Origin of the sequence: Nocardioides sp. NPDC057577 (assembly GCF_042801335.1) — a bacterium.
Taxonomy (GTDB): Bacteria; Actinomycetota; Actinomycetes; order Propionibacteriales; family Nocardioidaceae; genus Nocardioides.
The window spans coordinates 1-23,845 of sequence record NZ_JBHVGB010000085.1 but is presented as its reverse complement, the minus strand read 5'-3'; the positions used below and the strand labels follow the sequence as shown (position 1 = coordinate 23,845).

Sequence of the window (23,845 nt, the reverse complement as noted above, 5' to 3'; positions counted from 1 at the left end):
CCCTCGATCAGTCGAGGGGCTCGGGCCGATTTCCGGAATCTGGAGGTGCCTCAGGCGTCCTCGGCCAGCATCTCCGCGGTCAGCGATGCCTCGGTGTCAGGGATGCCGAGCTCCTCGGCCCGCTTGTCGGCCATCGCCAGCAGACGGCGGATGCGGCCGGCGATGGCGTCCTTGGTCAGCACCGGGTCGTGGAGCTGTCCGAGCTCCTCGAGGGAGGCCTGCTTGTGCTCCAGACGGAGCTTGCCGGCCTGACGCAGGTGGTCGGGAATCTCCTCGCCGAGGATCTCCAGGGCACGCTCGACGCGGGCCCCGGCGGCGACGGCCGCACGGGCCGATCGGCGCAGGTTGGCGTCGTCGAAGTTGGCCAGCCGGTTGGCGGTGGCGCGGACCTCGCGGCGCATCCGGCGCTCCTCCCAGGCCATCAGCGACTCGTGGGCGCCCAGGCGGGTCAGCAGCTGACCGATCGCGTCTCCGTCGCGGATGACGACGCGGTCCACGCCGCGTACCTCACGAGGCTTCGCGGAGATGCCGATCCGACGAGCGACGCCGACCAGCGCCAGCGCCGACTCCGAGCCCGGGCAGGTCACCTCCATCGAGGAGGAGCGGCCCGGCTCGGTGAGCGAGCCGTGGGCCAGGAAGGCACCGCGCCAGGCGGCCACCGCGTCGCAGGCCCCGCCTGAGACGACGGCAGGCGGAAGACCCCGCACCGGCCGTCCGCGCTGGTCGAGAAGGCCGGTCTGGCGCGCCAGCGCCTCACCGTCCTTGACCACACGCACGATGTAGCGGCTGCCCTTACGAAGCCCGCTCGCCTGGATGAGAGCCACCTCTGCCTCGTGACCGAAGACGTCGGCGATGTCTCGCTTCAGTCTCCTGGCGGCCAGACCGGTGTCGAGCTCAGCCTCGACCACGATCCTGCCGGCCACGATGTGGATCCCCCCAGCGAACCTCAACGTCGAGGCAACCTCTGCCTTGCGGCAGCATGTCTTGGTGATCTGAGTGGAGGCCAGCTCGGCCTTCACCTGTCCCGTCATCGCCATGGCGAGAGTCTTTCATTGATGTCAACGACCCTCGAATCGGTTCCACGTCAGATCACTCAGTCTGGGGCAGTGCGAGGACGATTCTGCCGATTCGACGACAGGCGTTCGCCCCGTCCTCTAGTTTCCACGTCGTGCCAGACGCGAAACCGGTCCCCAGCGACGATTCCCGGCCTTTCGCGATGCTGGTCATCCTCACCATCTGCTGCAGCCCCAGTCCGTTCGGCACCTTCACCTCAGCGTTGGCGACGTCCGACGGAGACTGGTCGAACTGGGCCTACACCGGGATCCAAGCGTTTCTGCTCAGCCTCTGCGTGTGGGTGATCATCAGACACGTACGTTGGCCAACAGGGTCCGCCAGCTGGTGGGACGCGGGCGCGTATGCCGTTCTCGCCATCCTGAATCTGGGCCTTGGGGTCGTGACCTTCCAGGACGGGGCGCCGCCCATGGAGACGCGGCTCGGTACGCCGGACTGGGGATACCGACTGGACGCAGGCACGGTCTGCGCCTTCGGTACGACCCTACTGATCCTCGGCATCCGGGAAGTGGTTCGTCTGCGCCGCCAGTCCGATCCAGAGCCCGGGGAAGGACACGATCACGCCGAGCCGCAGTCGACCTGACCCCGCCCGCTCAGGGTGACACCCTCCGGCTCGCACCGGCTGCACTAACCCGCCCCGATCACCCTCGCGTACGCCGCGGCGAGCCGCTCCGGGTCGTGACGAGGGGTCCCGTCGTCGACAGCTACGTCCGCGACCTCGACTCGCGCACCGCTCTTCTCGGCCACCCGCGACAGCTCGTCGAGCCCGTCGAGGGAGGAGTCGACGAGGACGGTGTGGATGCGGAGGTCGGGGGCGTGCTCGAGGAGGACCGAGAGGTGCTCGGCGGGGCCGAAGCCGGTCGTCTCCCCCGGCTGCTCACCGAGGTTGAGCACGACGACGATCTTCGCGGAGGTGGCGGCCAGGGCCTCGCGCAGAGCGCGGACCATCAGGTGCGGTAGCACCGAGGTGAACCAGGAGCCGGGCCCGAGGAAGACCCACTCCGCGTCCTGGATCGCCTTGACCGCGTCGGGGGCGGCGGGAGGGTTGTCCGGGATCAGCCGGATCGATTCGATGATCCCGTCGGTGCTGGCGACCTCGACCTGGCCCTGCACCGAGGTGAGGGCCGCGGGAGACCCGGGCACCAGGCCGCGTACGTCGGCGACGATGTCCATCGGCACCAGTGCCATCGGCAGGACGCGGCCCTTGGCCCCCAGCAGCCGGCCGACCCAGTCGAGGGCCTCGACGTGGTCACCGAGCTGCTCCCACAGCCCCACGATCAGCAGGTTGCCGAGGTTGTGGCCACGCATCTCGCCCTCGCCGGCGAAGCGGTGCTGCAGCACCTTCGCCCAGGTGTCGTCCCAGCGGTCCGCGCCGCACAGCGCGGCGAGCGCCATCCGCAGGTCGCCCGGCGGGAGCACGCCGAACTCCCGCCGCAGCCGACCGCTCGAGCCGCCGTTGTCGGCGACCGTGACGATCGCGGTGAGCTGGTCGACGGTCAGGTCGTCGACGAGCAGCCGCAGCGCGCTCAGCGACGCATGCAGTCCGTGCCCTCCCCCCAGGGCGACGACGGCCTGGGCATCTGCCCCGGGTCGGTCGGCCCCGGCCACTCTCACTCCCGCCCGAGGTCTCGGTGGATCGCCTTCGCATCCAGGCCCGCATCTCGCAGCCGCCTGGAGATCTCCTCCGCCATCGCCACGCTGCGGTGCTTGCCACCCGTGCACCCGATCGCCACGCGCATGAACCTCTTTCCTTCGTGGAGGTAGCCCTTGGTCACTCCGATGAGCACCGGAACATACCCGCTCAGGAACTCCTCCGCACCAGGGCGCGAGTAGACGTAGGCGGCGACGTCGGGGTTGTCGCGTCCGTTGCCGTCCTTGAGCTCGGGCACCCAGTGCGGGTTGGGCAGGAAACGCATGTCGGCCATGAAGTCGGCGTCGACCGGGATGCCGTACTTGAACCCGAAGCTCACCACCGACACCTTCAGCGTCGTACGTTCCGGGGTGCCGAACGCCTCCGCGATCCGCGCGGTGAGCTGGTGCACGTTGAGCTGGGTCGTGTCGATGACCAGGTCGGCGGCGCCACGCAGGTTGGCCAGCACGACCCGCTCCCGCTCGAGCGCGTCCAGCAGCCGCTCGTTGCCCCGCTGCATCGGGTGCGGACGCCGAGCGGCCTCCTGCCGGCGGACCAGGGTGTCGTCGGCGGCGTCGAGGAAGACCAGGGTCGTACGCCGTCCCGTGGCTCCCTTCGCCACGATCTCCTCGAGCTCGGCGAAGAAGGACCCCGAACGTACGTCGGTCACGACCGCCACCGGCTGCTCCGGGCCGCGGGCCGCGTCGACCCGCTCGACCACCTGCGGGAGCAGGCTCGGCGGCAGGTTGTCGACGACGTAGTAGCCGAGATCCTCCAGCTCCTTGGCGGCGGTGCTCCGCCCGGCACCGGTCATGCCGGTGATGACGACGACCTCCCCCTTGTGCATGACCTACTCCTCGATGATCTCGCCGGTGGTGACGTTGATGGCGCTAACCTTGCCATTCTTCGCCGTCTGCTCCACAGCGGTCTTGATCGATGTCGCGGTCGCGGGGCCGATGCCGGGCACCTGGGCGATCTCATCGACGGTCGCCGCCCGGAGCTTCTTGAGAGAGCCGAAGTGCTTCATCAGCGTCTTGCGGCGCACCTCGCCGAGACCGGGTACGTCATCGAGCAGGCTCTCCACCATCGACTTGCTGCGTCGTCCGCGGTGGTGCGTGATCGCGAACCGGTGCGCCTCGTCGCGGACCCGCTGCAGCAGGTAGAGGCCCTCCGAGCTGCGTGGAAGGATGACCGGGTCCTCCTCCTCGGGCACCCAGACCTCCTCCAGCCGTTTGGCCAGGCCGACCACCGGGATGTCATTGATCCCGAGCTCGACCAGAGCACGCTGAGCCGCGGCCACCTGGGGCGCACCGCCGTCGACGACGACTAGTCCGGGGGCATAGGCGAACTTGCGCGGCCGACCGGTCTCCGGGTCGACCAGCATCGGCCCGTTGGCTCCCTCCACCTCGGTCGACACGATCGATGTCGACTGCTCGTCGAGCAGCCGCTTGAACCGCCGGGTGATCACCTCGTGCATCGCCTTGACGTCGTCGGAGCCGTCCTGGCCCTTGATGATGAAGCGGCGATACTCCGACTTGCGGGCCAGCCCGTCCTCGAAGACCACCATGCTGGCCACGATCTCGGTGCCCTGCAGGTGGGAGATGTCGTAGCACTCGATCCGCAGCGGCACCTCGTCGAGCTCGAGCGCCTCCTGGATCTCCTCCAGCGCCCGGTTGCGGGTGGTCAGGTCGCTGGCGCGCTTGGTCTTGTGGAGCGCGAGGGCCTGCTTGGCGTTGTTCTCCACGGTCTCCTGGAGCGTCTTCTTGTCGCCCCGCTGCGGGACCCGGATCCGGACCTTCGCCCTGCGCACGTCGGAGAGGAGCTCCTCGAAGGTCTCGTGCTCCGGCGGCAGCGCGGGGACCAGGATCTCGCGCGGGATGGCCTCGGCGTCTTCGCCGGCGTAGAGCTGGAGCAGGAAGTGCTCGACCAGGCCGGCGGTGTCGGCGTCGTCCATCCGGTCCGCGACCCAGCCGCGCTGGCCCTTGATGCGGCCGCCGCGTACGTAGAAGATCTGGACGCCGACCTCGAGCGGGTCCTCGGCCAGGGCGATCACGTCGGCGTCCGCGCCGTCGCCGAGCACCACGGCCTGCTTCTCCAGGGCACGCTGCATCGCGGCGAGGTCGTCACGCAGCCGCGCGGCCTTCTCGAAGTCGAGGGCCTCGGAGGCGGCGTACATCTCCTTCTCGATCCGCTTGGTGAAGGTCGAGGTGTGACCGGCCATGAAGTCGCAGAAGTCGTCGACGATCTCGCGGTGCTCCTCGGCGGAGATGTTGCCGACGCAGGGCGCGGTGCACTTGTCGATGTAGCCGAGCAGGCAGGGGCGGCCGATCTGCTGGGAGCGCTTGAAGACGCCGTTGGAGCAGCTCCGCATGGGGAAGACGCGCAGCAGGATGTCGACGGTCTCGCGGATCGCCCAGGCGTGGCCGTAGGGGCCGAAGTAGCGGGTGCCCTTGCGCTTGGCGCCGCGGCCGACCATGACCCGCGGGAAGTCCTCGGAGACGGTGACCGCGAGCCACGGGTAGGACTTGTCGTCGCGGTATTTGACGTTGAACCGCGGGTCGAACTCCTTGATCCAGGTGTATTCGAGCTGGAGCGCCTCGATGTCGTTGTTGACCACGGTCCACTCGACACTGGCCGCGGTGGTGACCATGGTCGCCGTGCGTGGGTGCAGCGACGGGATCGGCTGGAAGTAGTTCGCGAGCCGCTGACGCAGGTTGATCGCCTTGCCGACATAGATCACCCGCCCCTTGGGGTCGCGGAACCGGTAGACCCCGGGCTGGGTGGGGATGTCTCCAGCTTTGGGGCGATAGCTCTGCGGATCGGGCACGTTCCAACCCTAGTAGCGGGCACCGACAGTCTCGTCGCAGGCAGGACGGGCGATGCCCGGCCGAGTGGCCCGGCCGGGCATCGTCGCGTCCGTCACGAAGGCGTCAGCCCAGCAGCTCCACCTCCGAGAGCGTGATCTGCTCGTCGGCCGAGCCGGTGAACTCGATCCGGATGCGGCTGAACTTCGACGCCGACTCGAGCTTGAACGGCCGGGTGGCCTGCTGCCAGTCGAACTTCTCACCCGAGCGCCGGTCGAGGACCTTCCAGTCGGTGCCGTCGTCGGAGCCCTTGACGACCCAGCCGCTCGGCGAGCCACCTTCGGCGCCGTTGGTGAGAGTGTAGAAGGATACCGGCACCTTGGTCCCCGAGAACTGGTACTCCACCCACCCGTCACCGGCCACGGTCGTCTGCGTCCCGGAGTCGTTGTCGACCAGCGTCTCGCCGTCGCTGCCGCTGGCCGACACGGTGCCCTTGCCGGCACCGGACTTGTCGGCGAGAGGCGTGGCCGGCTCCGATCCGGTGGTCAGCGACGGCGGGACGGCGCTGGGCGAGGTGCCCCAGCGGGACGGCTTCGAGCCCATGTCGAACTCGATGGTGCCGCCGTCGGCGAGCTCCTGGTGGGAGACGTACGTCTTGTCCCACCTCTTGCCGTCGATCTTGACGCCCTGGACGTAGATGTTCCTGTTGCTGTTCTTCGGTGCCTTGATCACCAGGTCCTTGCCGCCCTCGAGGTGGAGGGTGGCCTTGGTGAACTGCGGCGAGCCGAGCACGAGGTTCTCGCTGCCCATCTGGAGCGGGTAGAGGCCCAGGGAGGCGAAGAGGTACCACGCCGAGGTCTCACCGTTGTCCTCGTCACCGGCATAGCCCTGCCCGATCTCGGAGCCGGTGTACATCCGGCGCAGCGTCTCGCGGGCGATCTCCTGCGTCTTCCAGGGTTGGCCGGTGTAGCTGTACATCCACGGGATGTGGTGGCTGACCTGGTTGGAGAAGCCCCACTGCCCCATGCGTACGTCACGGGCCTCACGGATCTCGTGGATGATGCCGCCGTAGGAGCCCGGGTACTCCCCCGTCTCCGGCGTGGAGAAGAAGGTGTCCAGCTTCTTCGCGAGCCCGCCGCGACCGCCGTAGAGGTTGGCCAGGCCCTGGCCGTCCTGCGGGGTGTGGAACGCGAAGTTCCACCCGTTGGTCTCGGTGTAGTCGTGGTCGCTGCCCCACACCAGCGGGTTGTAGTCCGCCGGCGACTTCTTGAAGGTGCCGTCGGCGTTGCGGCCCTGGAAGAAGCCCACCTTGGTGTCGAACGTGTTGACGTAGTTGCGGGCCCGGCCGAGGAAGTACTCCGACTCCTCCTTCAGCCGCTTCCTCTCGGCGCGAGAGATCCCGTCGCGCCGGGCGAGCTTCGCGGCCATGTTTCCGATGCCGTAGTCGTTGATGTAGCCCTCGAGTCCCCAGGAGACGCCCTCGCTCACGGCCGCGGGCGTGTAACCGAGGAACACCGAGGTCTGCATGCCCTTGCGGCCGACGTTCGAGTTGGTCGCGGACCCCGGGGGCCGGACCGTGGCGTTCTTCACGGCGGCCGCATAGGCGGCCTCCGCGTCGATGCCCTTCACTCCCTTGACGTACGCATCGGCGAAGGAGACGTCCGAGCTGGTCCCGGTCATCAGGTTGGCGTAGCCCGGCGAGGACCAGCGCGAGATCCAGCCGTTGTCCTTGTACTGCTGCACGAAGCCGTTGACCATCTCGGCCGCCTGGCTCGGCTCCAGGAGCGAGTAGGCCGCCCAGGTGGTGCGGTAGGTGTCCCAGAAGCCGTTGTTCACGTAGACCTTGCCATCCACGATGTCGGCGCCGGTGTGGGTGGGCGTGGTGCCCGGCGGGTTGGTGTCACCGGATGTCGACTGGACGGCGTGCTTCCAGACCGGTTCGTCGGCGGTGCCGGTGTTCTCGTGGCCCGAGTTGGGGTAGAGGAAGAGCCGAGCGAGGTTGGAGTAGACGGTCGTCTTCTGGTCCTTGGTCGCACCCTGGATGTCGAGGACGTCGAGCTTGTCCTGCCACAGCGCCTTGGCGTCGTCCTTGACCGCCTCGAAGTCATCGTCGGCGATCTCGAGCTCCAGGTTCTTCCGGGCCTGGTCTACGCCGATCAGGCTGGTGGCGATGCGCATCGTCACCGTCCTGTCCGCACCGGCGTCGAACTCGAGGTGACCCTGTACGTTCGGGCGCTCGCCGGTGGCGTACTTGCCGCCGCCGGTGACGGGCTGGTCGAAGGTCGCGTAGACGTACATCCGGGTGGCGCCGTTCGACAGCCCGCTGCGGGTGTCGGTGAAGCCCTGCAGGGTCCCGGCCGCCGGGTCGAGCGTCAGCCCGCCGTCGTTGTTGACGTTGTCGAACACGAGTTTCGCGGAGTCGCCGGGGTAGGTGAACCGGAACATCGCCGCGTGGTCGGTCGGTGCGATCTCGGCTCGCTGACCGTTGTCGAAGTCGACCTTGTAGTAGTAGGGCCGCGCGGTCTCGTTGGCGTGCTCGAAGGTGAGCCTGCGCGCGTTGCGGCCCGGGTCGGGGGTGCCCTCGGCGGCCGACGGCATCACCTGGAACGTCTGCCGGTCGCCCATCCACGGGCTGGTCTCGTGGCTCAGCGTCAGCGCCTGCAGGCTGGTCCGGTTCTGAGCGTCGTTGTCCTGGTGGTAGCGGTAGAACCACGACAGCGAGCCCGCGTTGGTCATCGGCGCCCAGAAGTTGAAGCCGTGCGGGACCGCTGTCGCCGGGATGTTGTTGCCTCGCGAGAAGCTGCCGCTCGACTGGGTGCCGCGGGTGGTGACGGCGTAGTCGACGCGGCTGGCCACCTCCGGCGTCTCCGGGGACGCGGTGATCTCGATGTCGTCGTACCAGCCACGGAACTTCGTCGGGCCGCTCGGGGCATCGACGGCGACCAGGATCCGGTCGATCGTCTTTCCGGCCGCGACCTCGCCGATGACGGAGGTCTTCTTGTTCCACTGGTTGGTGTAGAGCGACTTCGACTCGCCCTGGCCCTCCGGGGACAGTACGTAGCCCTGCGCGTCGAGCGCGCCCAGCTCCGAGAGCAGGGTGCCGTCGGTGAAGGCCAGGTCCACGGCCGTGTAGGTGCTCGGGTAGCTCAGGTCACCCTCGATGAACTCCGGGAAGACCAGGTAGGACAGCTCGGTCTGCTTTCCGACCGGGATGTCCACGTCGAAGACGCGGTTGTACGAGTGGCCCTTGTCGGCGGTGATCTTGCCGGCGTACTCGAAGGCGTGCACGCCGGTGAAGCCGACCTTCGACTTCGCGGCGTACGCCGAGGCGGGGCCGTCGTCGGGGTGGCTGGTCATGTTCTTCAGCGGCGGCGGGGGCTCGGAGCCGTCGGAGAGCTGCCACTCGGCGAGCTGGATGAGGCCGCCGCTCTGGTTGGCGGAGATGTCGATGCGGTAGTGGGAGTACGCCTGCGGCGACGCGATCTCGAACTCTCGCGTCTGGAAGCGCTCGCCCCAGGACTGGCGGGTGCGGGTGTCGACGGTGGTCCAGGCCTGACCGTCGGTGGACCCCTGGACCACCCAGTCCTTGGGGTCGCGCTCGGCGGCGTCGTTGGCCGAGGTCAGGGCGTACTTCACGACGCTGACGGGCTGGTCGAGCTCGATCTGCACCCAGCCGGTGGTCGCGAAGGTGAGCCACTTGGTGTTGATGTCGCCGTCGACGAGCTCCGCAGCCCCCTCGCCCGAGCCGGTGTTCTCGCCGCTGGCGCTGACGCCGGTGATGTGCTCGGAGATGTCCCCGGGGATGCCGAACGGGTCCGGGCCGGTGACGCCCGCGGTGCGAGGACCGCCGTCGTCATCGGTGTCGACGAGGTCGGCCCAGGTGGGCTGCGGATCGTCCTCCTCGAACGAGGTCGCCCAGTCACCGCCCTCGGCGGCCCGCTGGGGGTCGGCGGTGTCGCTCTTCGGAGCCGAGGGCTCAGGTGCCTCCGGCGTCGCGAGCGCGGGTGCGGTGCCGCTCATCGCGACCATCAGCGTCGCCGTCGCGGCGATCATCGCGGCCAGGCGGGCCCGGCCTCTCGTTCTGCGTGGTACGTCCCAACGATGCATCGGTGTGATCTCCTTCACATGGGGGCCATCCCAGATGGAACCGTGAGATGACAACGTTGTCAACGACGTTTGGGAAGGATTTACGCGCACACGCCGTGGAATCCCGGCTCTCTGTGCCGACACACGGGAAGAATCGAGACATCGTTGTCGCGCTCGGATCGACGTCTACGCTGAGCACGTGGCATCACCCTCGTCCGAGCAGACCCGCCAGCAGCGCCGACCGACCATGAAGGACGTCGCGGCTGCGGCCGGCGTAAGCCTGAAGACCGTCTCGCGGGTGGTCAACGGCGAGTCGAACGTCAACGACGACCTGCGCGCGGCCGTGCTCGAGTCGATCGCCGAACTCGGGTTCCGTCGCAACGCCAGCGCCCGCGATCTCCGGCAGGGACGGTCAGGCACTGTCGGGCTGCTGCTCGAGGATGTCGCCGACCCGTTCTACTCGATCCTGTCCCGCGCGGTCGAGGAGGTGGCCCGGGAGCACGGCACGATGGTCTTCGCCGGCTCCTCGGCCGAGGACGCCGACCGGGAGCGCGAGCTCGCCCTCGCCTTCTGCGAGCGGCGCGTCGACGGACTGATCGTCGTGCCGGCCGGCACCAGCCACTCCTACCTCCTCCCCGAGATGCGGGCCGGCATCCCGGTCGTGTTCGTCGACCGCCCGCCCGGCGACATCGAGGCCGACATGATCCTCACCGACAACCGCGGTGGCAGCCGGCGCGGCGTGGAGCATCTGCTCTCCCACGGACATCGCCGCATCGGCTTCATCGGCGACGCACCCGAGATCTATACCGCCGGTGAGCGTCTACGCGGCTATCGCGAGGCGCTCGAGGCCGCCGGGATCCCCTTCTCCGACGATCTCGTCACGCAGGCACCCCCTTCCCCCGCGTCGACCGCCGACACGCTGGACCGGCTGCTCGACGCGCCGACACCGGCGACGGCACTGCTGTGCGGCAACAGCCGCACCACCGTCAGCGTGCTTCGCGAGCTCGCCCGACGCTCGACGCGACTGGCCCTGGTCGGGTTCGACGACGTCGAGCTCGGTGATCTTCTCCAGCCAGGGCTCACCGTCGTCGCACAGGACCCGGGTGCCATGGGCGCGGCCGCCGCGCGACTCCTCTTCCAGCGCATCGCCGGCGACACCGAGGGCCCACCCCAGACCGTCACCATCGGCGCTCGACTGATTCCACGAGGCTCCGGCGAGCTCCCGGCTCCCTGAGTCTGGGGAAATCGGCCGCGCCGGACCTAGGTTTTAAAGTCTAGTGGTCTAGTATGGTTATGTGCCTTGTCGTGACCGCTACGGATACGCGCTGACCACCAGTGACGAAGCTGCCCTGGCCTACTCCCAGGGGCTGCTCGATGTGCTTCGTCTACGGGACGGCGCGCTTGCCTCCTTCGCGGCATCGATCGTCCTCGACCCGACGTTCGCGCTCGGACACGCCGCGCTGGCGCTGCTCGGCCACGAGATGTGCGCGCCCGTCGACGTCGGCGCTCGCCTGAAGCAGGCTCGGCTGCACGCCCGACGGGCGACCGAGCGCGAGCGCAGCCACGTCCACGCGGTCGATGCCCACATCGGCGGCAACCCGCGGCCGCTGATCGACCACCTTGCGGCCTTCCCGCGAGACGCTCTGCTGCTCTCGACCGCGGTGCCGACCATCGCCTTCGCCGGGGCCACCGAGGTGCCCGAGGAGGCGTGGGCGATCGTCGAACGCGCCAGGCCCGCCTACGGCACCGACTGGTGGTTCGCCGGTCTGCTCGCTTTCGTACGCCAGGAGCAGCGCCGCTTCGACGACGCGATGTCGCTCTCCTGTGCGTCGCTCGCGGTGGAGCCCGGCGCCGGTCACTCCGCCCACGCCCGTGCACACGCCCACTACGAGACCGGCGACCACGAGGCCGGACTCACCTGGATGTCCTCGTGGGTGCTCGGCGACGGCGCCCAGATCGACTCGCTCTCCCACTTCTCCTGGCACGCCGCGCTGCACGAGCTGTCCCTCGGCGACCTGGAAGCCGTACGCCGCCGCTATGAGACCCAGCTTCAGCCCGGGCACGCGCTGGGCTGCCGGGCGCTGGTCGACTCCGGCTCGCTGCTCTTCCGGTGGGCGCTCACGCCGGGCGCCCGCGACGTGCCCGATATCGCCGAGGTCGTACGCGTCACCGGCCGCGAGACGATGATCCGGCCCGCCACCCCGTTCCTGGCCATGCACACCGCGGTCACTCACCTCGCCACCGGCGACGCCGGTGCACTCGACGACCTGAGGTCGTGGGCCGCCGGACACGTACATCCGACCATGGCCACCGTCGTCTCTCCGCTGGCCGAAGCGCTCGGGCTGATGGCCCGCGACGAGAACTCTGCCGCCGCCGACCGGCTCGCGGTGCTCGCGCCCTCGATCCGTCGCCTCGGCGGCTCCGACGCACAGCGCGAGATCATCGAGGACGCCCGCATCGCCGCCCTGCTCCGCGCCGACCGCTGGGACGAGGCCCGGGTGCTGCTCGATGCCCGCCTCGACCGGCGTCGCTCCCCGCGCGACGAGCTGTGGCGGGCTCAGGCCCTCGCGCGCACCTGAGCCTCCCGAGGAGCCTCGGCCGACCGGAGCGACGTCTCGGCTCGCGCGGGCGACCTCTCAGCTGGGGACGATCTCTCCGTCGGTCACCTCGAAGGCGACCTCCTCCAGCGGACTCGTCGCCGGGCCCTGGGTCACCGAGCCGTCCTTGATCGAGAACCGGCTGCCGTGGCACGGGCAGTCGATGGTGCCGCCGGCGACCTTCGTGACCGGGCAGCTGCGGTGGGTGCAGATCGCGGAGAAGACCTTGAACGTGCCCTCGGTCGGCTGGGTGGCCACCAGGTTGCGGTCGGCGACGATCACTCCGCCGCCGACCGGGACCTCGCTCGTCGCGACGAGCGGGCCGTCACCAGTCGACCCGGAGTCGCCGCCACCGGTCCCGCCGGAGTCGCTGCCGCCGCACGCTGCGAGGAGCGGGACACCGACGACCGTGACCGCGGCCCCGCCTACGACCTTCCGGCGGGTGATTCGAGATTCACTCATGACGCCCAGAATAGGCACGCCGACCTCGCACGTCGCCCGCCGAGCGCAAACCTTCAGGCAAATCTCGATCTCGGGTCAGGAGGCGCTGACCTTCTTCCGCGTCGCCGGCTTCTTCTTGGCCGCCGTCTTCTTGGCCGGCTCCGCCTTCGCCTTCACCGGCTTGTCCGGCGGCTGCTCGGCGGCCTTGCCGTCGAGCAGTGGCGCGAGGAAGCCACCGGTGTGGCTGCCCGGGGTCGCGGCGACGGTCTCGGGAGTGCCTTCGGCGATCACCGTGCCACCGCGGTTGCCGCCCTCCGGACCCATGTCGATGATCCAGTCGGCGGTCTTGATCACGTCGAGGTTGTGCTCGATGACCAGCACCGTGTTGCCCTTGTCGACCAGCGAGGAGAGCACCCCGATGAGCTTGCGGATGTCCTCGAAGTGGAGGCCGGTGGTGGGCTCGTCGAGGACGTAGAGCGTCTTGCCGGTCGAGCGCTTCTGCAGCTCGGCGGAGAGCTTGACGCGCTGCGCCTCACCACCGGACAGGGTGGTCGCGGGCTGCCCCAGCCGCACGTACCCCAGGCCGACCTCGACCAGGGTCTTCATGTGACGCGCGATCGCGGGCACCGCGGCGAAGAACTCCACCGCCTCCTCGATCGGCATGTCGAGCACCTCGGCGATCGACTTGCCCTTGTAGTGCACCTCGAGCGTCTCGCGGTTGTAGCGCGCGCCGTGGCAGACCTCGCACGGGACGTAGACGTCGGGCAGGAAGTTCATCTCGATCTTGATCGTGCCGTCACCCGAGCAGGCCTCGCAGCGGCCGCCCTTGACGTTGAACGAGAACCGGCCCTGCAGGTAGCCCCGCATCTTGGCCTCCGGGGTGGAGGCGAAGAGCTTGCGGATGTGGTCGAAGACGCCGGTGTAGGTGGCCGGGTTGGACCGCGGTGTGCGCCCGATCGGGGACTGGTCGACGTGGATCACCTTGTCGACGTTGTCCAGGCCGGAGATCTTGGTGTGCCGGCCCGGAACGGTGCGGGCGCGGTAGAACTCCTTGGCCAGCGCGGTGTAGAGGATGTCGTTGACGAGCGTCGACTTGCCCGAGCCGGAGACGCCGGTGACCGCGAGGAAGAGCCCCAGCGGGAAGGTGACGTCGATGTCCTTGAGGTTGTTCTCCTTGGCACCGTGGACGGTCAGCTCGCGCCCGGCGGTGCGTGGGCGGCGTACGGCAGGGACGGCGATCTCGCGGCGGCCGGCCAGATACTGCCCGGTCACCGACTGCTCGTTGGCGAGCAGCTCGGAGACCGTGCCGGAGTGGATCACCTGACCGCCGTGCTCACCGGCCCCGGGGCCGATGTCGACGACCCAGTCGGCGACCTTGATGGTGTCCTCGTCGTGCTCGACGACGATCAGAGTGTTGCCGAGCCGCTTGAGCCGCTCGAGGGTCTCGATCAGCCGGTGGTTGTCGCGCTGGTGGAGGCCGATGGAGGGCTCGTCCAGCACGTAGAGGACGCCGACCAGACCGGACCCGATCTGGGTCGCCAGCCGGATCCGCTGGGCCTCACCGCCGGAGAGCGAGCCCGAGGGCCGCTCCAGGGAGAGGTAGTCGAGGCCCACGTCGAGGAGGAAGCGCAGCCGCGCCTGGATCTCCTTGAGCACCTGCTCGGCGATCTGCCGCTCCCGGCCGCTGAGCTCGACCTGGTCGAGCCACTCGGCGGCCTCGTTGATCGGCAGCGCACACAGCTCGGCGATGTTGAGACCGCCCTCACTCCGCTCCCCCAGCGTCACCGAGGTCGAGACCGGCTTGAGCCGGGTGCCCTTGCAGGTCGGGCACGGCACCTGGCGCATGTAGCCCTCGAAGCGCTCCCGGGTGGTGTCGGACTCGGCCTCCTTGTGGCGTCGCTCCACCCACCGGCGTACGCCCTCGAACTCGGCGTCGTAGGAGCGGCGCCGGCCGTAGCGGTTGACCGAGACCACGTGCACCTTGCGTCCGTGACCGTCGAGGATCGCCTTCTGACCGGCGGTCGGGATCGCGTCCCACGGGGTGTCGAGGTCGAAGCCGAGCTCACCGCCGAGAGCCTCCAGGAGGCGCAGGAAGTATTCGGCGACGTGGGCCTGGGACCAGGGCTGCAGCGCGCCCTCGGCGAGCGTGGCTGCCGGGTTGGGGACGACCAGCTCCGGGTCGACCTCCATCCGGGTGCCGAGGCCGGTGCAGGCCGGGCAGGCACCGAAGGGCGAGTTGAACGAGAACGACCGCGGCTCGAGCTCGTCGGTGTCGAGCAGGTGGTCGTTGGGGCACGACATCCGCTCGGAGAACTTCATCTGCTCGCCACTGTCGACGAAGTCGAAAACGACCAGGCCGCCAGCCAGCTCCAGCGCGGTCTCGACCGAGTCGGTCAGCCGCCGCTTGGAGGACTCCTTGACCGCGAGCCGGTCGATGACCACCTCGATGGTGTGCTTCTTCTGCTTCTCCAGCTTCGGCGGCGCGTCGAGCTGGTGGGTCTCGCCGTCGACGCGCACCCGGGAGTAGCCCTGCTGCTGCAGCTGGCTGAAGAGCTCGACGTACTCCCCCTTGCGGGCCCGGATCACCGGGCTCAGCACCTGGAAGCGGCGCCCCTCCTCCAGCGCGAGCACGTGGTCGACGATCTGCTGCGGCGTCTGCCGCTCGATCGGGGCGCCACAGGTCGGGCAGTGCGGCCGCCCTGCCCGGGCGTAGAGCAGACGCAGGTAGTCGTAGACCTCGGTGATGGTGCCGACCGTCGAGCGCGGGTTCTTCGAGGTCGACTTCTGGTCGATCGACACCGCCGGGGAGAGCCCCTCGATGAAGTCGACGTCGGGCTTGTCCATCTGACCGAGGAACTGTCGGGCGTAGGCCGACAGCGACTCGACGTAGCGACGCTGGCCCTCCGCGAAGATGGTGTCGAACGCGAGGCTCGACTTCCCGCTTCCGGACAGGCCGGTGAACACGATCATCGAGTCCCGAGGCAGGTCGAGGGAGACGTCCTTCAGGTTGTGCTCCCGGGCACCCCGGATGATCAGCTGCTGCTCCGCCACGTTCTTTCCTCGTCCAGTGCTATCGCATCGCGCTACCGCGTCGAACAGATGTTCGCATCATACGACGCTGGGAAGACTCCCAGACGGCACCCTCTCACGGAGCACCGACATTTTACTTCTGGCCGTGTCCGACGTGCTTGCATAGGCGTATGAGCGATGCCCCTACCACTTATACAGGCGCGGTGAAACCGGGCGGCCCGGCCGACGTACGCGAGCTCGGTCGGCTGACCGTCACGAAGGTCGCCGTCGACGCGCAGATGTCCAACAACTGCTACCTGCTGCGCTGCCGAACGACCGGCGAGCAGCTTCTCATCGACGCCGCGGCCGAGCCCGAGACCCTGCTCCCCCTCATCGGTGACGAGCTGGCCACCGTCGTCACCACCCACCAGCACTGGGACCACCACCGAGCCCTGGCAGAGGTCGTCGCCGCGACCGGAGCCGCCACGCTCGCCGGCGAGCCCGATGCCGCCGCGATCACGGAGGCCACCGGCGTACCCGTCTCGCGCCCGCTCTCCCACGGAGACACCGTCACCGTCGGCGACTGCACCCTCGAGGTGATCGCGCTGCGCGGGCACACGCCCGGATCGGTCGCTCTCGTCTACCGCGACCCCGAGGGCACGCCCCACCTGTGGACCGGCGACAGCCTCTTCCCGGGAGGCGTCGGAAACACGCAGCAGGATCCCGTACGTTTCACCCAGCTGCTCGACGATGTCGAGGAGCGGATCTTCGGCACCCTCCCCGACGAGACCTGGTTCTACCCGGGCCACGGCGACGACTCCACGCTCGGTGCCGAGCGTGGACATCTCGCCGAGTGGCGCGAGCGGGGTTGGTGACTACGGCTCCGTAGGCGGGGTCGCGGTCTCCGTCGGCGTCGGATCCGTGGTCGGATCGGCCGACTCGGTCGGCTCGGCGGTCGGCTCCGGTTCTGCCGTACGCGTGGGCCCGGAGGTGGGCGTCGAGCCACCGGTCCCGGCGGGCTCGTCCGGTTCACGCGACGGGATCGGTCGGTCCGGGTCGGCAGTTGCCGACGTGTCGGACTTCCTGGGTCCGTAGGTCGCCCCGTCAGGATCGGTCGCCGCGCCATGCGGACGGGCCGCACTGCCGTCGGAGGGCTCCTTCGACGGCTTCGAGCCAGGCAGTGGCGGCAACGGATCCACGTCGGGATAGGCGTTCCCCACGTCCTCGACACCCGTGGCCGGGTCGGGATCGGGACGCTCGGCCTCCGCCAGGCCGGCGAGAAGGACGACCACCCCGAGACCGGTCATGACCGCGCCGGTCAGGATGCCTGCGACGGCGACCTGCTTGCTCTGCAACTCGACTCCCTGTACCCGCCCCGCGCGTGGTGTGGCGCACAGCGTAGGGCAGCGCAGCCTCGAGCGTTACCCACCCGGGGGCATCGAGACCGGCGCTAGGGAGCCCGAGTCAGTCGGTGGGGCTCTCGCTCGGCGACTCGCTGGGCTCGCTCGGCGACTCGGTCGGGTCGCTCGGCGACTCGCTGGGGTCGCTCGGCGACTCGCTGGGGTCGCTGGGGCTCTCGCTCGGCGACTGGCCGGGCTCGCTCGGCGACTCGGTCGGCCTACCCGTCGGCCTCGGCTCAGACGGCACCTGAGTGGGACGCGCCGGGACCGGGGACACCGACCCGCCGGCCGACTCCTCGACCGACCGCGGGCTCGCCGGGACCGGCTCGGCGACCTCAGGATCCTTGCTCTCCGGACCCAACGGGCTGGGCGGACCAGCCTGCGACGGCGTCGAGGACGACTTCTCCAGCGGCGCCACCGGCGAGACCGGCGAGATCAGGCTGACCCCGTTCTCATCCGTGGCGTAGCTGTGTCCTGGCTCTTCCGCTCCGGCGTTGCCGACGATCAGGCCACCAATCCCGATGCTCGTCATGGCCAGTCCCGTTGCCATTCCAGCCAAGGCGATCTGCTTGCGATGCAACACGATTCCCCCGTGATACCAACGACTCGACAAGTTCTCTGGTCGTGCACAGTAGACCTACAAAGATCGAAACTGTGCGACCACTATCGGAGTGTCGAACGTCCTTGGCAAGTCCTCACCATCTATCGTCCGACCGATATAACCCCAGGTAAGGCGTGTTTTCGCCCGCCGCGAACGGCCGACACCGCCCTCGCACGCGGCGCTAGTGTGTTGGCATGGGTGAAGTAATCAGATTTCCCGGCCATCCGCTGCCGGACGCCGACAAGCCGGCGCCGCTGTGGCGCGAGGCCGCCGGCCAGGTGATCCGCGGCGAGCGGGCGCGCCAGGAGCGCACGCTCGCTGACGTCGCCGGCGACGCCGGGGTATCGACGCAATACCTCTCCGAGATCGAGCGCGGCCGCAAGGAGCCCAGCTCGGAGGTGCTCGAGGCCGTCGGCGGCGCGCTGGGCCTCGGCCTCGTGGACATCACCGAGCGGGTCACCCGCACCCTGCGCGCGGGCGCCCGCCCCTCCGGCCCCCTGGCTCTCGCCGCCTGACCCTCAGACGGAGGTGAGCTTGCGGCTCTCCAGCACCGCATCCGCCAGCCCGTACGCCACCGCCTCCTCGGCTCCGAGGACGTGGTCGCGCTCGGTGTCCGCGTGGATCTCCTCGACACTGCGCCCGGTGTGGCGGGCCAGCAGCGCGTCCATCTCGGCTCGCACCCGGCCGATCTCCTTCGCCGCGACCTGCAGGTCGGTGACATCGCCCCGCTGACCGTCCTGGCCCGGCTGCTGCAGCACGACCCGCGCGTGCGGGAGGACCGTACGCCGCCCCGGCTCCCCCGCGGCCAGCAGCACCGCGGCGGAACCGGCCGCCTGGCCCACGCAGGTGGTCGCGACCGGCGACCGTAGGAACTGCATCGTGTCGTAGATGCCGAACATCGCCGTCGGGTCGCCGCCCGGAGAGTTGAGGTAGAGCTCGATCTGGGTGTCCGGAGCGTCCGACTCCAGGTGGATCAGCTGCGCGATCACCACGTTGGCGACACCGTCGTCGATCGGCGTACCGAGATAGACGATCCGGTCCGAGAGCAGGCGACTGTAGACATCGAGTGCGCGCTCGCCACGCGGGGTCTTCTCGATCACCGACGGGATCGTGTAGGAGCTCATCGGGCACCCCCGGCTGCGGTGAGACCGAAGGCGGCGCTGCGCTGCTGCACCGGCGTCACCGACTGCACGTCGTTGAGCACCTCGTCGACGAACCCGTACTCGCGCGCCTCCTCGGCGGTGAACCACCGGTCGCGCAGCGAGTCCTGGTCGATCTGCTCGACGCTCTGGCCGGTGTGGGCGGCGGTAATCCGGAGCATCTGCTCGGTCATCCGCGCCAGCCGCGCGGCCTGCACCTCGATGTCGGCCGCCGAGCCGCCGATCCCCGCGGACCCCTTGTGCAGCAGGACCTCGGTGTGCGGCAGGACGTAGCGCTTCCCCGGCGTGCCCGCGGTGAGCAGGAACTGTCCCATGCTCGCCGCCATCCCCATCCCCAGCGTGGAGACGTCGTTGGGGATCAGGTGCATCACGTCGTAGATCGCCATCCCGGCGGTCACCGAGCCGCCGGGTGAGTTGATGTAGAGAGAGATGTCGCGGTGCGGGTCCTCGGCACTGAGCAGGAGCAGCTGCGCGCAGATCCGGTTGGCGATCGCGTCGTCCACCTCCTGGCCGAGCACGATGATCCTCTGGTTCTGCAGTCGCGCCGTGAGCTGCTCGTCGAGCGGCCCGGCCGAGATGGGTGTCTGGGTCATGTCTTCGACTCTGAAGGACTCCCCCGCCGCGTACCAGCGAATCTGCCGCAGGCAGATCTGCCCAGAGCAGAAGCACACGGACCCGATAGGTTGCCGTCGTGCGCTGCGTGATTCTCGACGACTACCAGGACGTGGCCCAGACGTACGCCGCGTGGGACTCCCTCGAAGGCGTCAAGGTGACCTCGCTGAGCGAGCATCTCGCGCCGGACGCCCTCGTCCGGGCGCTCCGCGGCGCCGAGATCGTGGTGGCGATGCGGGAGCGTACGCCGTTCCCGGCGACCGTCCTGGAACGACTGCCGAAGCTGAAGCTGCTGGTCACGACCGGGATGCGCAACGCCTCGATCGACCTCGCCGCAGCGGCCCGGCTGGGGGTCACGGTGTGCGGCACCCCGTCGAGCCCGCACCCGCCGGTCGAGCTGACCTGGGCGCTCATCCACGCGCTGACCCGCCACATCGTGACCGAGGCGACCGGCCACGCCTGGCAGCAGAGCGTCGGGAGCGACCTGCACGGTCGGACCCTCGGCCTGCTCGGGCTCGGCAAGATCGGCGCTCGGGTCGCGGCCGTCGGCCAGGCGTTCGGGATGGACGTGATCGCCTGGAGCCCCCACCTCACCGCCGAGCGCGCCGAGCCGCTCGGGGTGCGCGCCGTCGAGAAGCACGCACTCTTCGAGACCAGCGACATCGTCTCGCTCCATCTCGTCCTGTCGGAGACCACGCGACACATCGTCGGCCACGCCGACCTGGCCTCGATGAAGCCGACCGCACACCTGGTCAACACCTCGCGCGCCGGGCTGGTCGACACCCAGGCGCTGGTCGCCCACCTCGGCTCCGGCACCATCGCCGGAGCGGGCCTGGACGTCTACGACGTCGAGCCCCTGCCCGCCGACGACGTGCTGCGCCATCTCCCGAACGTGGTCGCGACGCCGCACCTCGGCTACGTCACCGAGGACAACTACCGCCGCTTCTACGGTGGCGCCGTCGAGGACATCGCCGCCTGGCTGGCCGGCGACCCGATCCGCCGGCTCGCGCCACCGAACTGATCAGCCGCGCCGGACGTAGGGCGTCGTGGTGCCGACCCTGACCAGCCCCGAGCGCTCGAGGATCGGCCGGGAGAACTCGGTGGAGTCGCTGTGGATGTAGCGCTTGCCCCGGTCGATGGCGGTGCGGGCGCGGGCGGCGGTGAGGGCGCGGTAGATGCCGCGGCCGCGCCACTTCTCCAGCGTCGCTCCGCCCCAGATGCCGGCGAACTCCGTTCCCGGCACCATGTCGATCCGGCCGGCACTCAGGACCTCGCCGTCCGCCTCCGCGACCCACATCTCGCTCTCCCCCGCCGCGATCCCACGCAGCTGGCTCGCGACCCGAGCCTCCGAGGCCGGTGAGCCGAAGACCCCGTCCTGCATGATGCTGGCGGCACGTACGTCCTGCTCGCTGGTGATCGTGCGCAGACCGACTCCGTCGGGCAGCGGGACGTCGACGGCCAGCAGCCGGGCCTCGCCGACCATGATCGACTCCGGCTCATCGGGCGCGAAGCCGTGACGCGCCAGCGCGTCGTGAAGGCCCGGGGCGTGGTCGTGGCCGCGGGTCTTCCACTCGACCTCCGTGATCGCCGGGTCGGCGTCGAAGTGCGCCACCGCCGCGGCGACCAGCTCCTCGATCCCGGCTGCGTCGGACCCGTCGAGGTCCTGGTAGGAGATGAATCCTCGTCCGCCGTCGAAGGTCGCGAGGCGAAGCGGTCCGTGCCGGGTCACCGACATCGCCCCAGTGGTCTCGGCATCGGTTCGCAACTGCTCGTCATAGGCCTTCAGCACGGCCAGGAATCTACGCCGAAGTCGTACGCCGAAGCATGTAGTTATACGGCCGCCGGCTCCGTTCCCCTCGTGAATGGCGCTTACAAGGAGCGCCCGAAGTGGAAGGGTGAGGACATGCCTCGCTACCTGATGATCCTCGACTACCAAGGCGGCACCGACGAGACTCCCGGCGGGATGGCCGGGTGGAAGCCGGAGGAGGTGCAGGGCCACATGAGCTACTACGAGGCGCTCAACAAGGCCCTGACCGAGTCCGGCGAGCTGGTCCACGTCGAGGCGCTGACGCCGCCGGACCAGGCGTTCGTGGTGACCTCGGACGGCACCGACAAGACCGTCACCGACGGACCGTTCCAGGAGTTCAAGGAGTGGGTCGCCGGCTACATGATCGTCGACGCCGAGACCGAGGAGCGTGCCCTGGAGATCGCCGGGCTCTACTCCGCCGCGCCCGGCCCCGGCGGGCTGGCGATCCAGCAGCCGATCCAGGTGCGCCGGATGTACCACGGCACCGACGGCTCATCGGTCGACGACACCATCGCCTTCGGCGAGGCGAGCATCGAGTGACCGAGGCGACGGCGTACGACCTGCCCGACGACCTCCTGCGTGACCTCACGCCGCAGGTCGTCGCCGTCGTCACCCGGCGCAGCGGCGACTTCTACGCCGCCGAGGACGCGGTCCAGGAGGCTCTGGTCGAGGCGCTACGCACCTGGCCGGAACGAGGTGTTCCGGAGCAGCCTCGCGGCTGGCTGATCACGACCGCGATGCGCCGCCTCGTCGACGCCAAGCGCAGCGAGTCGCGTCGTCGCGACCGCGAGCACGCCGACCATCTCGCCGAGCCGGAGGGGCGGGAGACCTCAGAAGTGGACGACTCCCTCGACGTACTCCTGCTCTGCTGCCATCCCAGCCTCACCCCGGCCTCGGCGGTGGCGCTGACGCTGCGAGCGGTCGGCGGGCTCACCACCCGGGAGATCGCGAGCGCCTACCTCGTCCCGGAGAAGACGATGGCGCAGCGGATCTCCCGGGCGAAGTCGACGATCAAGGGCCGCTCGCTCGGGATCGACGGCGCCGCCGACCTCGCCGCCCGGATCCCCGCGATGCTGAAGGTGCTCTACCTGCTCTTCAACGAGGGGTACGTCGCGTCCGAGGGCGACCACCTCCAACGTGTCGACCTGTGTGCCGAGGCGATCCGGTTGACCCGTCTCGCCCGCACCGCGCTCGCCCGGATGACAGGGACCGCCCACGGCGAGCTCGGCGGTCTGCTCGCGCTGATGCTGCTGCTCGACGCTCGCCGCCCCGCTCGGATCGACGCGCACGGTGCGGTGGTGCCGCTGGCCGACCAGGACCGGAGCCTGTGGCGCCACGAGGCCACTCGCGAGGGGGTTGCGCTGGTCGACGCCGTCATCGGCACCGGTCGGCCGGGCACCTACCAGATCCAGGCCGCCATCGCCGCGCTCCACAATCGCGCGCCCACCGCGGAGGAGACCGACTGGCTGCAGATCACCGCGCTCTACGGGTTGCTGGAGAAGGTCGCGCCCGGGCCGATCGTGACGCTCAACAAGGCCGTCGCGGTCGGGTACGCCGACGGCCCGGGCCCCGCCCTCGCACTGCTCGACGAGCTCCTGCGCGACTCCCCCGACGACTTCGCCGGCCATCCTCGGGTTCCTGCGGTACGCGCCCACCTGCTGGAGCTCGCCGGTGATCTCGACGGTGCGGCCACTGCCTACGATCTGGCCTCGGCGCGGGCCACCAACCTCGCCGAGCGCCGTTTCCTGACCTCGAAGGCGGCCGCGCTACGTGACGCACGCTGCTGAGTTCTACTGAGAACCGTTCTCAGGCTACGCTGTGCCTGTGATCGAACTGCGCACCCCGACCCAGATCGAGCAGATGAAGCCCGCCGGCCGATTCGTGGCCGACGTCCTGACCGCACTCCGCGAGCACGCCGCCGTGGGTGTGAACCTGCTCGAGCTCGACGAGCTGGCGCACAAGATGATCAAGGACCGCGGCGCGGAGTCCTGCTACATCGACTACCACCCGAGCTTCGGTGCGATGCCGTTCGGGAAGGTGCTCTGCACCTCGGTCAACGACGGTGTGCTGCACGGCCTGCCCTTCGACTACACACTGGCCGACGGCGACCTGCTCAGCGTCGACTTCGCCGCCAGCGTCGACGGCTGGGTCTCCGACTCGGCCCTCTCCGTCGTCGTCGGTACGCCCCGCCAGGAGGACCTCGACCTGATCGAGACCACCACCCAGGCACTCGCCGCGGGCATCGACGCCGCACGCGTCGGCAACAAGGTCGGTGACATCTCCCACGCGATCGCCGGCGTCGCCCGCGCGAAGGGCCTCAAGATCAACACCCAGTTCGGCGGCCACGGCGTCGGCCGCACCATGCACGGCGACCCGCACATCGCCAACGACGGCCGCCCCGGCCGCGGCTTCAAGCTGCAGCCCGGCCTCGTCATCGCGATCGAGCCGTGGTTCCTGCACACCACCGACGAGATCTTCACCGACCCCGACGGCTGGACCCTGCGCAGCGCCGACGGCTCCCGCGGCGCTCACATGGAGCACACCGTCGCGATCACCGAGGACGGGCCCCTCATCTTGACGGCCCGCGACTGACGTACGAACGACGGCGCCCCCGCTCCCGTGACGGG

Annotated in this window: 22 protein-coding genes; 11 read left to right on the top strand and 11 right to left on the bottom strand. The window is 69.5% G+C overall.

The window, feature by feature from the left end; all coding sequences use genetic code 11:
* Positions 1–50: 50 nt before the first annotated feature.
* Positions 51–1,037 (bottom strand): DNA-binding protein WhiA, encoded by a 987-nt coding sequence (gene whiA / locus ACFU7D_RS17240; RefSeq protein WP_183545525.1) that lies wholly within the window; start codon positions 1,035–1,037, stop codon positions 51–53.
* Between the two features lie 179 nt (positions 1,038–1,216).
* On the opposite strand from whiA, the gene ACFU7D_RS17235 reads away from it, so the two are divergent.
* Positions 1,217–1,654 carry a hypothetical protein gene (locus ACFU7D_RS17235; protein WP_378869180.1) on the top strand — a complete coding sequence of 146 codons (438 nt, stop codon included), beginning with the start codon at positions 1,217–1,219 and terminating at the stop codon, positions 1,652–1,654.
* 44 nt (positions 1,655–1,698) lie between these two features.
* On the opposite strand, the gene yvcK is transcribed toward ACFU7D_RS17235, so the two are convergent.
* From yvcK to ACFU7D_RS17215, 4 genes are all read right to left on the bottom strand, one after another.
* Complete coding sequence (gene yvcK, locus ACFU7D_RS17230; RefSeq protein ID WP_378869177.1) at positions 1,699–2,679, bottom strand: uridine diphosphate-N-acetylglucosamine-binding protein YvcK; 981 nt, start codon at positions 2,677–2,679, stop codon at positions 1,699–1,701.
* 2 nt (positions 2,680–2,681) lie between these two features.
* Complete coding sequence (rapZ, locus tag ACFU7D_RS17225; RefSeq protein WP_091041005.1) at positions 2,682–3,548, bottom strand: RNase adapter RapZ; 867 nt, start codon at positions 3,546–3,548, stop codon at positions 2,682–2,684.
* 3 nt (positions 3,549–3,551) lie between these two features.
* Positions 3,552–5,528: an excinuclease ABC subunit UvrC gene (gene uvrC / locus ACFU7D_RS17220; protein WP_378869173.1), complete on the bottom strand. Its 1,977-nt coding sequence runs from the start codon at positions 5,526–5,528 to the stop codon at positions 3,552–3,554.
* 103 nt (positions 5,529–5,631) lie between these two features.
* A complete protein-coding gene (locus tag ACFU7D_RS17215; RefSeq protein WP_378869170.1) occupies positions 5,632–9,612 on the bottom strand; it encodes a GH92 family glycosyl hydrolase in 3,981 nt (1,326 codons plus the stop codon).
* A 178-nt stretch (positions 9,613–9,790) separates the two neighbouring features.
* Here ACFU7D_RS17215 and ACFU7D_RS17210 point away from each other — a divergent pair, with 178 nt between their 5' ends.
* Both ACFU7D_RS17210 and ACFU7D_RS17205 read left to right on the top strand, forming a co-directional pair.
* The gene (locus tag ACFU7D_RS17210) at positions 9,791–10,825 is read left to right on the top strand and encodes a LacI family DNA-binding transcriptional regulator (protein ID WP_378869167.1); all 1,035 of its coding nucleotides are present in this window, start codon (positions 9,791–9,793) and stop codon (positions 10,823–10,825) included.
* A 61-nt stretch (positions 10,826–10,886) separates the two neighbouring features.
* A complete protein-coding gene (locus tag ACFU7D_RS17205) occupies positions 10,887–12,170 on the top strand; it encodes a pyridine nucleotide-disulfide oxidoreductase (protein ID WP_378869164.1) in 1,284 nt (427 codons plus the stop codon).
* Positions 12,171–12,227: 57 nt separating this feature from the next.
* Here the strand turns inward: ACFU7D_RS17205 and ACFU7D_RS17200 are convergent, their stop codons facing one another.
* Together ACFU7D_RS17200 and uvrA are read right to left on the bottom strand one after the other, a co-directional pair.
* Entirely contained in the window at positions 12,228–12,650 is a 423-nt protein-coding gene (locus ACFU7D_RS17200) for a Rieske (2Fe-2S) protein (RefSeq protein ID WP_378869161.1), read from the bottom strand.
* 75 nt (positions 12,651–12,725) lie between these two features.
* On the bottom strand, positions 12,726–15,680 hold the full coding sequence (uvrA, locus tag ACFU7D_RS17195; protein WP_378869158.1) for an excinuclease ABC subunit UvrA: 2,955 nt from the start codon (positions 15,678–15,680) through the stop codon (positions 12,726–12,728).
* A 149-nt stretch (positions 15,681–15,829) separates the two neighbouring features.
* Here uvrA and ACFU7D_RS17190 point away from each other — a divergent pair, with 149 nt between their 5' ends.
* Positions 15,830–16,513: an MBL fold metallo-hydrolase gene (locus ACFU7D_RS17190; RefSeq protein ID WP_378869156.1), complete on the top strand. Its 684-nt coding sequence runs from the start codon at positions 15,830–15,832 to the stop codon at positions 16,511–16,513.
* Here the strand turns inward: ACFU7D_RS17190 and ACFU7D_RS17185 are convergent, their stop codons facing one another.
* Positions 16,514–16,993: a hypothetical protein gene (locus ACFU7D_RS17185; RefSeq protein WP_378869153.1), complete on the bottom strand. Its 480-nt coding sequence runs from the start codon at positions 16,991–16,993 to the stop codon at positions 16,514–16,516.
* Between the two features lie 116 nt (positions 16,994–17,109).
* Here ACFU7D_RS17185 and ACFU7D_RS17180 point away from each other — a divergent pair, with 116 nt between their 5' ends.
* The 3 genes from ACFU7D_RS17180 to ACFU7D_RS17170 all read left to right on the top strand — a co-directional run bounded on the left by ACFU7D_RS17180 (position 17,110) and on the right by ACFU7D_RS17170 (position 18,154).
* Complete coding sequence (locus tag ACFU7D_RS17180) at positions 17,110–17,289, top strand: hypothetical protein (RefSeq protein WP_378728003.1); 180 nt, start codon at positions 17,110–17,112, stop codon at positions 17,287–17,289.
* Complete coding sequence (locus tag ACFU7D_RS17175) at positions 17,290–17,505, top strand: hypothetical protein (protein ID WP_378869151.1); 216 nt, start codon at positions 17,290–17,292, stop codon at positions 17,503–17,505.
* Positions 17,506–17,833: 328 nt separating this feature from the next.
* Positions 17,834–18,154 (top strand): helix-turn-helix domain-containing protein, encoded by a 321-nt coding sequence (locus ACFU7D_RS17170; RefSeq protein WP_378728005.1) that lies wholly within the window; start codon positions 17,834–17,836, stop codon positions 18,152–18,154.
* 3 nt (positions 18,155–18,157) lie between these two features.
* Here ACFU7D_RS17170 and ACFU7D_RS17165 read toward each other — a convergent pair whose 3' ends face one another.
* Both ACFU7D_RS17165 and ACFU7D_RS17160 read right to left on the bottom strand, forming a co-directional pair.
* Positions 18,158–18,763: a ClpP family protease gene (locus tag ACFU7D_RS17165; protein WP_378728006.1), complete on the bottom strand. Its 606-nt coding sequence runs from the start codon at positions 18,761–18,763 to the stop codon at positions 18,158–18,160.
* Positions 18,760–19,443, bottom strand: coding sequence for a ClpP family protease (locus ACFU7D_RS17160; protein WP_378728036.1), 684 nt, complete (start codon positions 19,441–19,443; stop codon positions 18,760–18,762). Before ACFU7D_RS17160 ends, ACFU7D_RS17165 begins: the two co-directional genes overlap by 4 nt.
* A 47-nt stretch (positions 19,444–19,490) precedes the next feature.
* On the opposite strand from ACFU7D_RS17160, the gene ACFU7D_RS17155 reads away from it, so the two are divergent.
* Positions 19,491–20,432 carry a D-2-hydroxyacid dehydrogenase family protein gene (locus ACFU7D_RS17155; RefSeq protein ID WP_378869148.1) on the top strand — a complete coding sequence of 314 codons (942 nt, stop codon included), beginning with the start codon at positions 19,491–19,493 and terminating at the stop codon, positions 20,430–20,432.
* Here ACFU7D_RS17155 and ACFU7D_RS17150 read toward each other — a convergent pair whose 3' ends face one another.
* Entirely contained in the window at positions 20,433–21,200 is a 768-nt protein-coding gene (locus tag ACFU7D_RS17150; protein WP_378869145.1) for a GNAT family N-acetyltransferase, read from the bottom strand.
* Positions 21,201–21,314: 114 nt separating this feature from the next.
* Here ACFU7D_RS17150 and ACFU7D_RS17145 point away from each other — a divergent pair, with 114 nt between their 5' ends.
* The 3 genes from ACFU7D_RS17145 to map are packed head-to-tail and all read left to right on the top strand — an operon-like array spanning position 21,315 to position 23,810.
* A complete protein-coding gene (locus tag ACFU7D_RS17145) occupies positions 21,315–21,758 on the top strand; it encodes a YciI family protein (RefSeq protein ID WP_378728009.1) in 444 nt (147 codons plus the stop codon).
* On the top strand, positions 21,755–23,005 hold the full coding sequence (locus ACFU7D_RS17140) for an RNA polymerase sigma factor (RefSeq protein ID WP_378869143.1): 1,251 nt from the start codon (positions 21,755–21,757) through the stop codon (positions 23,003–23,005). The genes ACFU7D_RS17145 and ACFU7D_RS17140 overlap by 4 nt, the downstream gene beginning before the upstream one ends.
* A gap of 37 nt (positions 23,006–23,042) precedes the next feature.
* Positions 23,043–23,810 carry a type I methionyl aminopeptidase gene (map, locus tag ACFU7D_RS17135; RefSeq protein ID WP_378728011.1) on the top strand — a complete coding sequence of 256 codons (768 nt, stop codon included), beginning with the start codon at positions 23,043–23,045 and terminating at the stop codon, positions 23,808–23,810.
* The last annotated feature ends 35 nt before the right edge of the window (positions 23,811–23,845 follow it).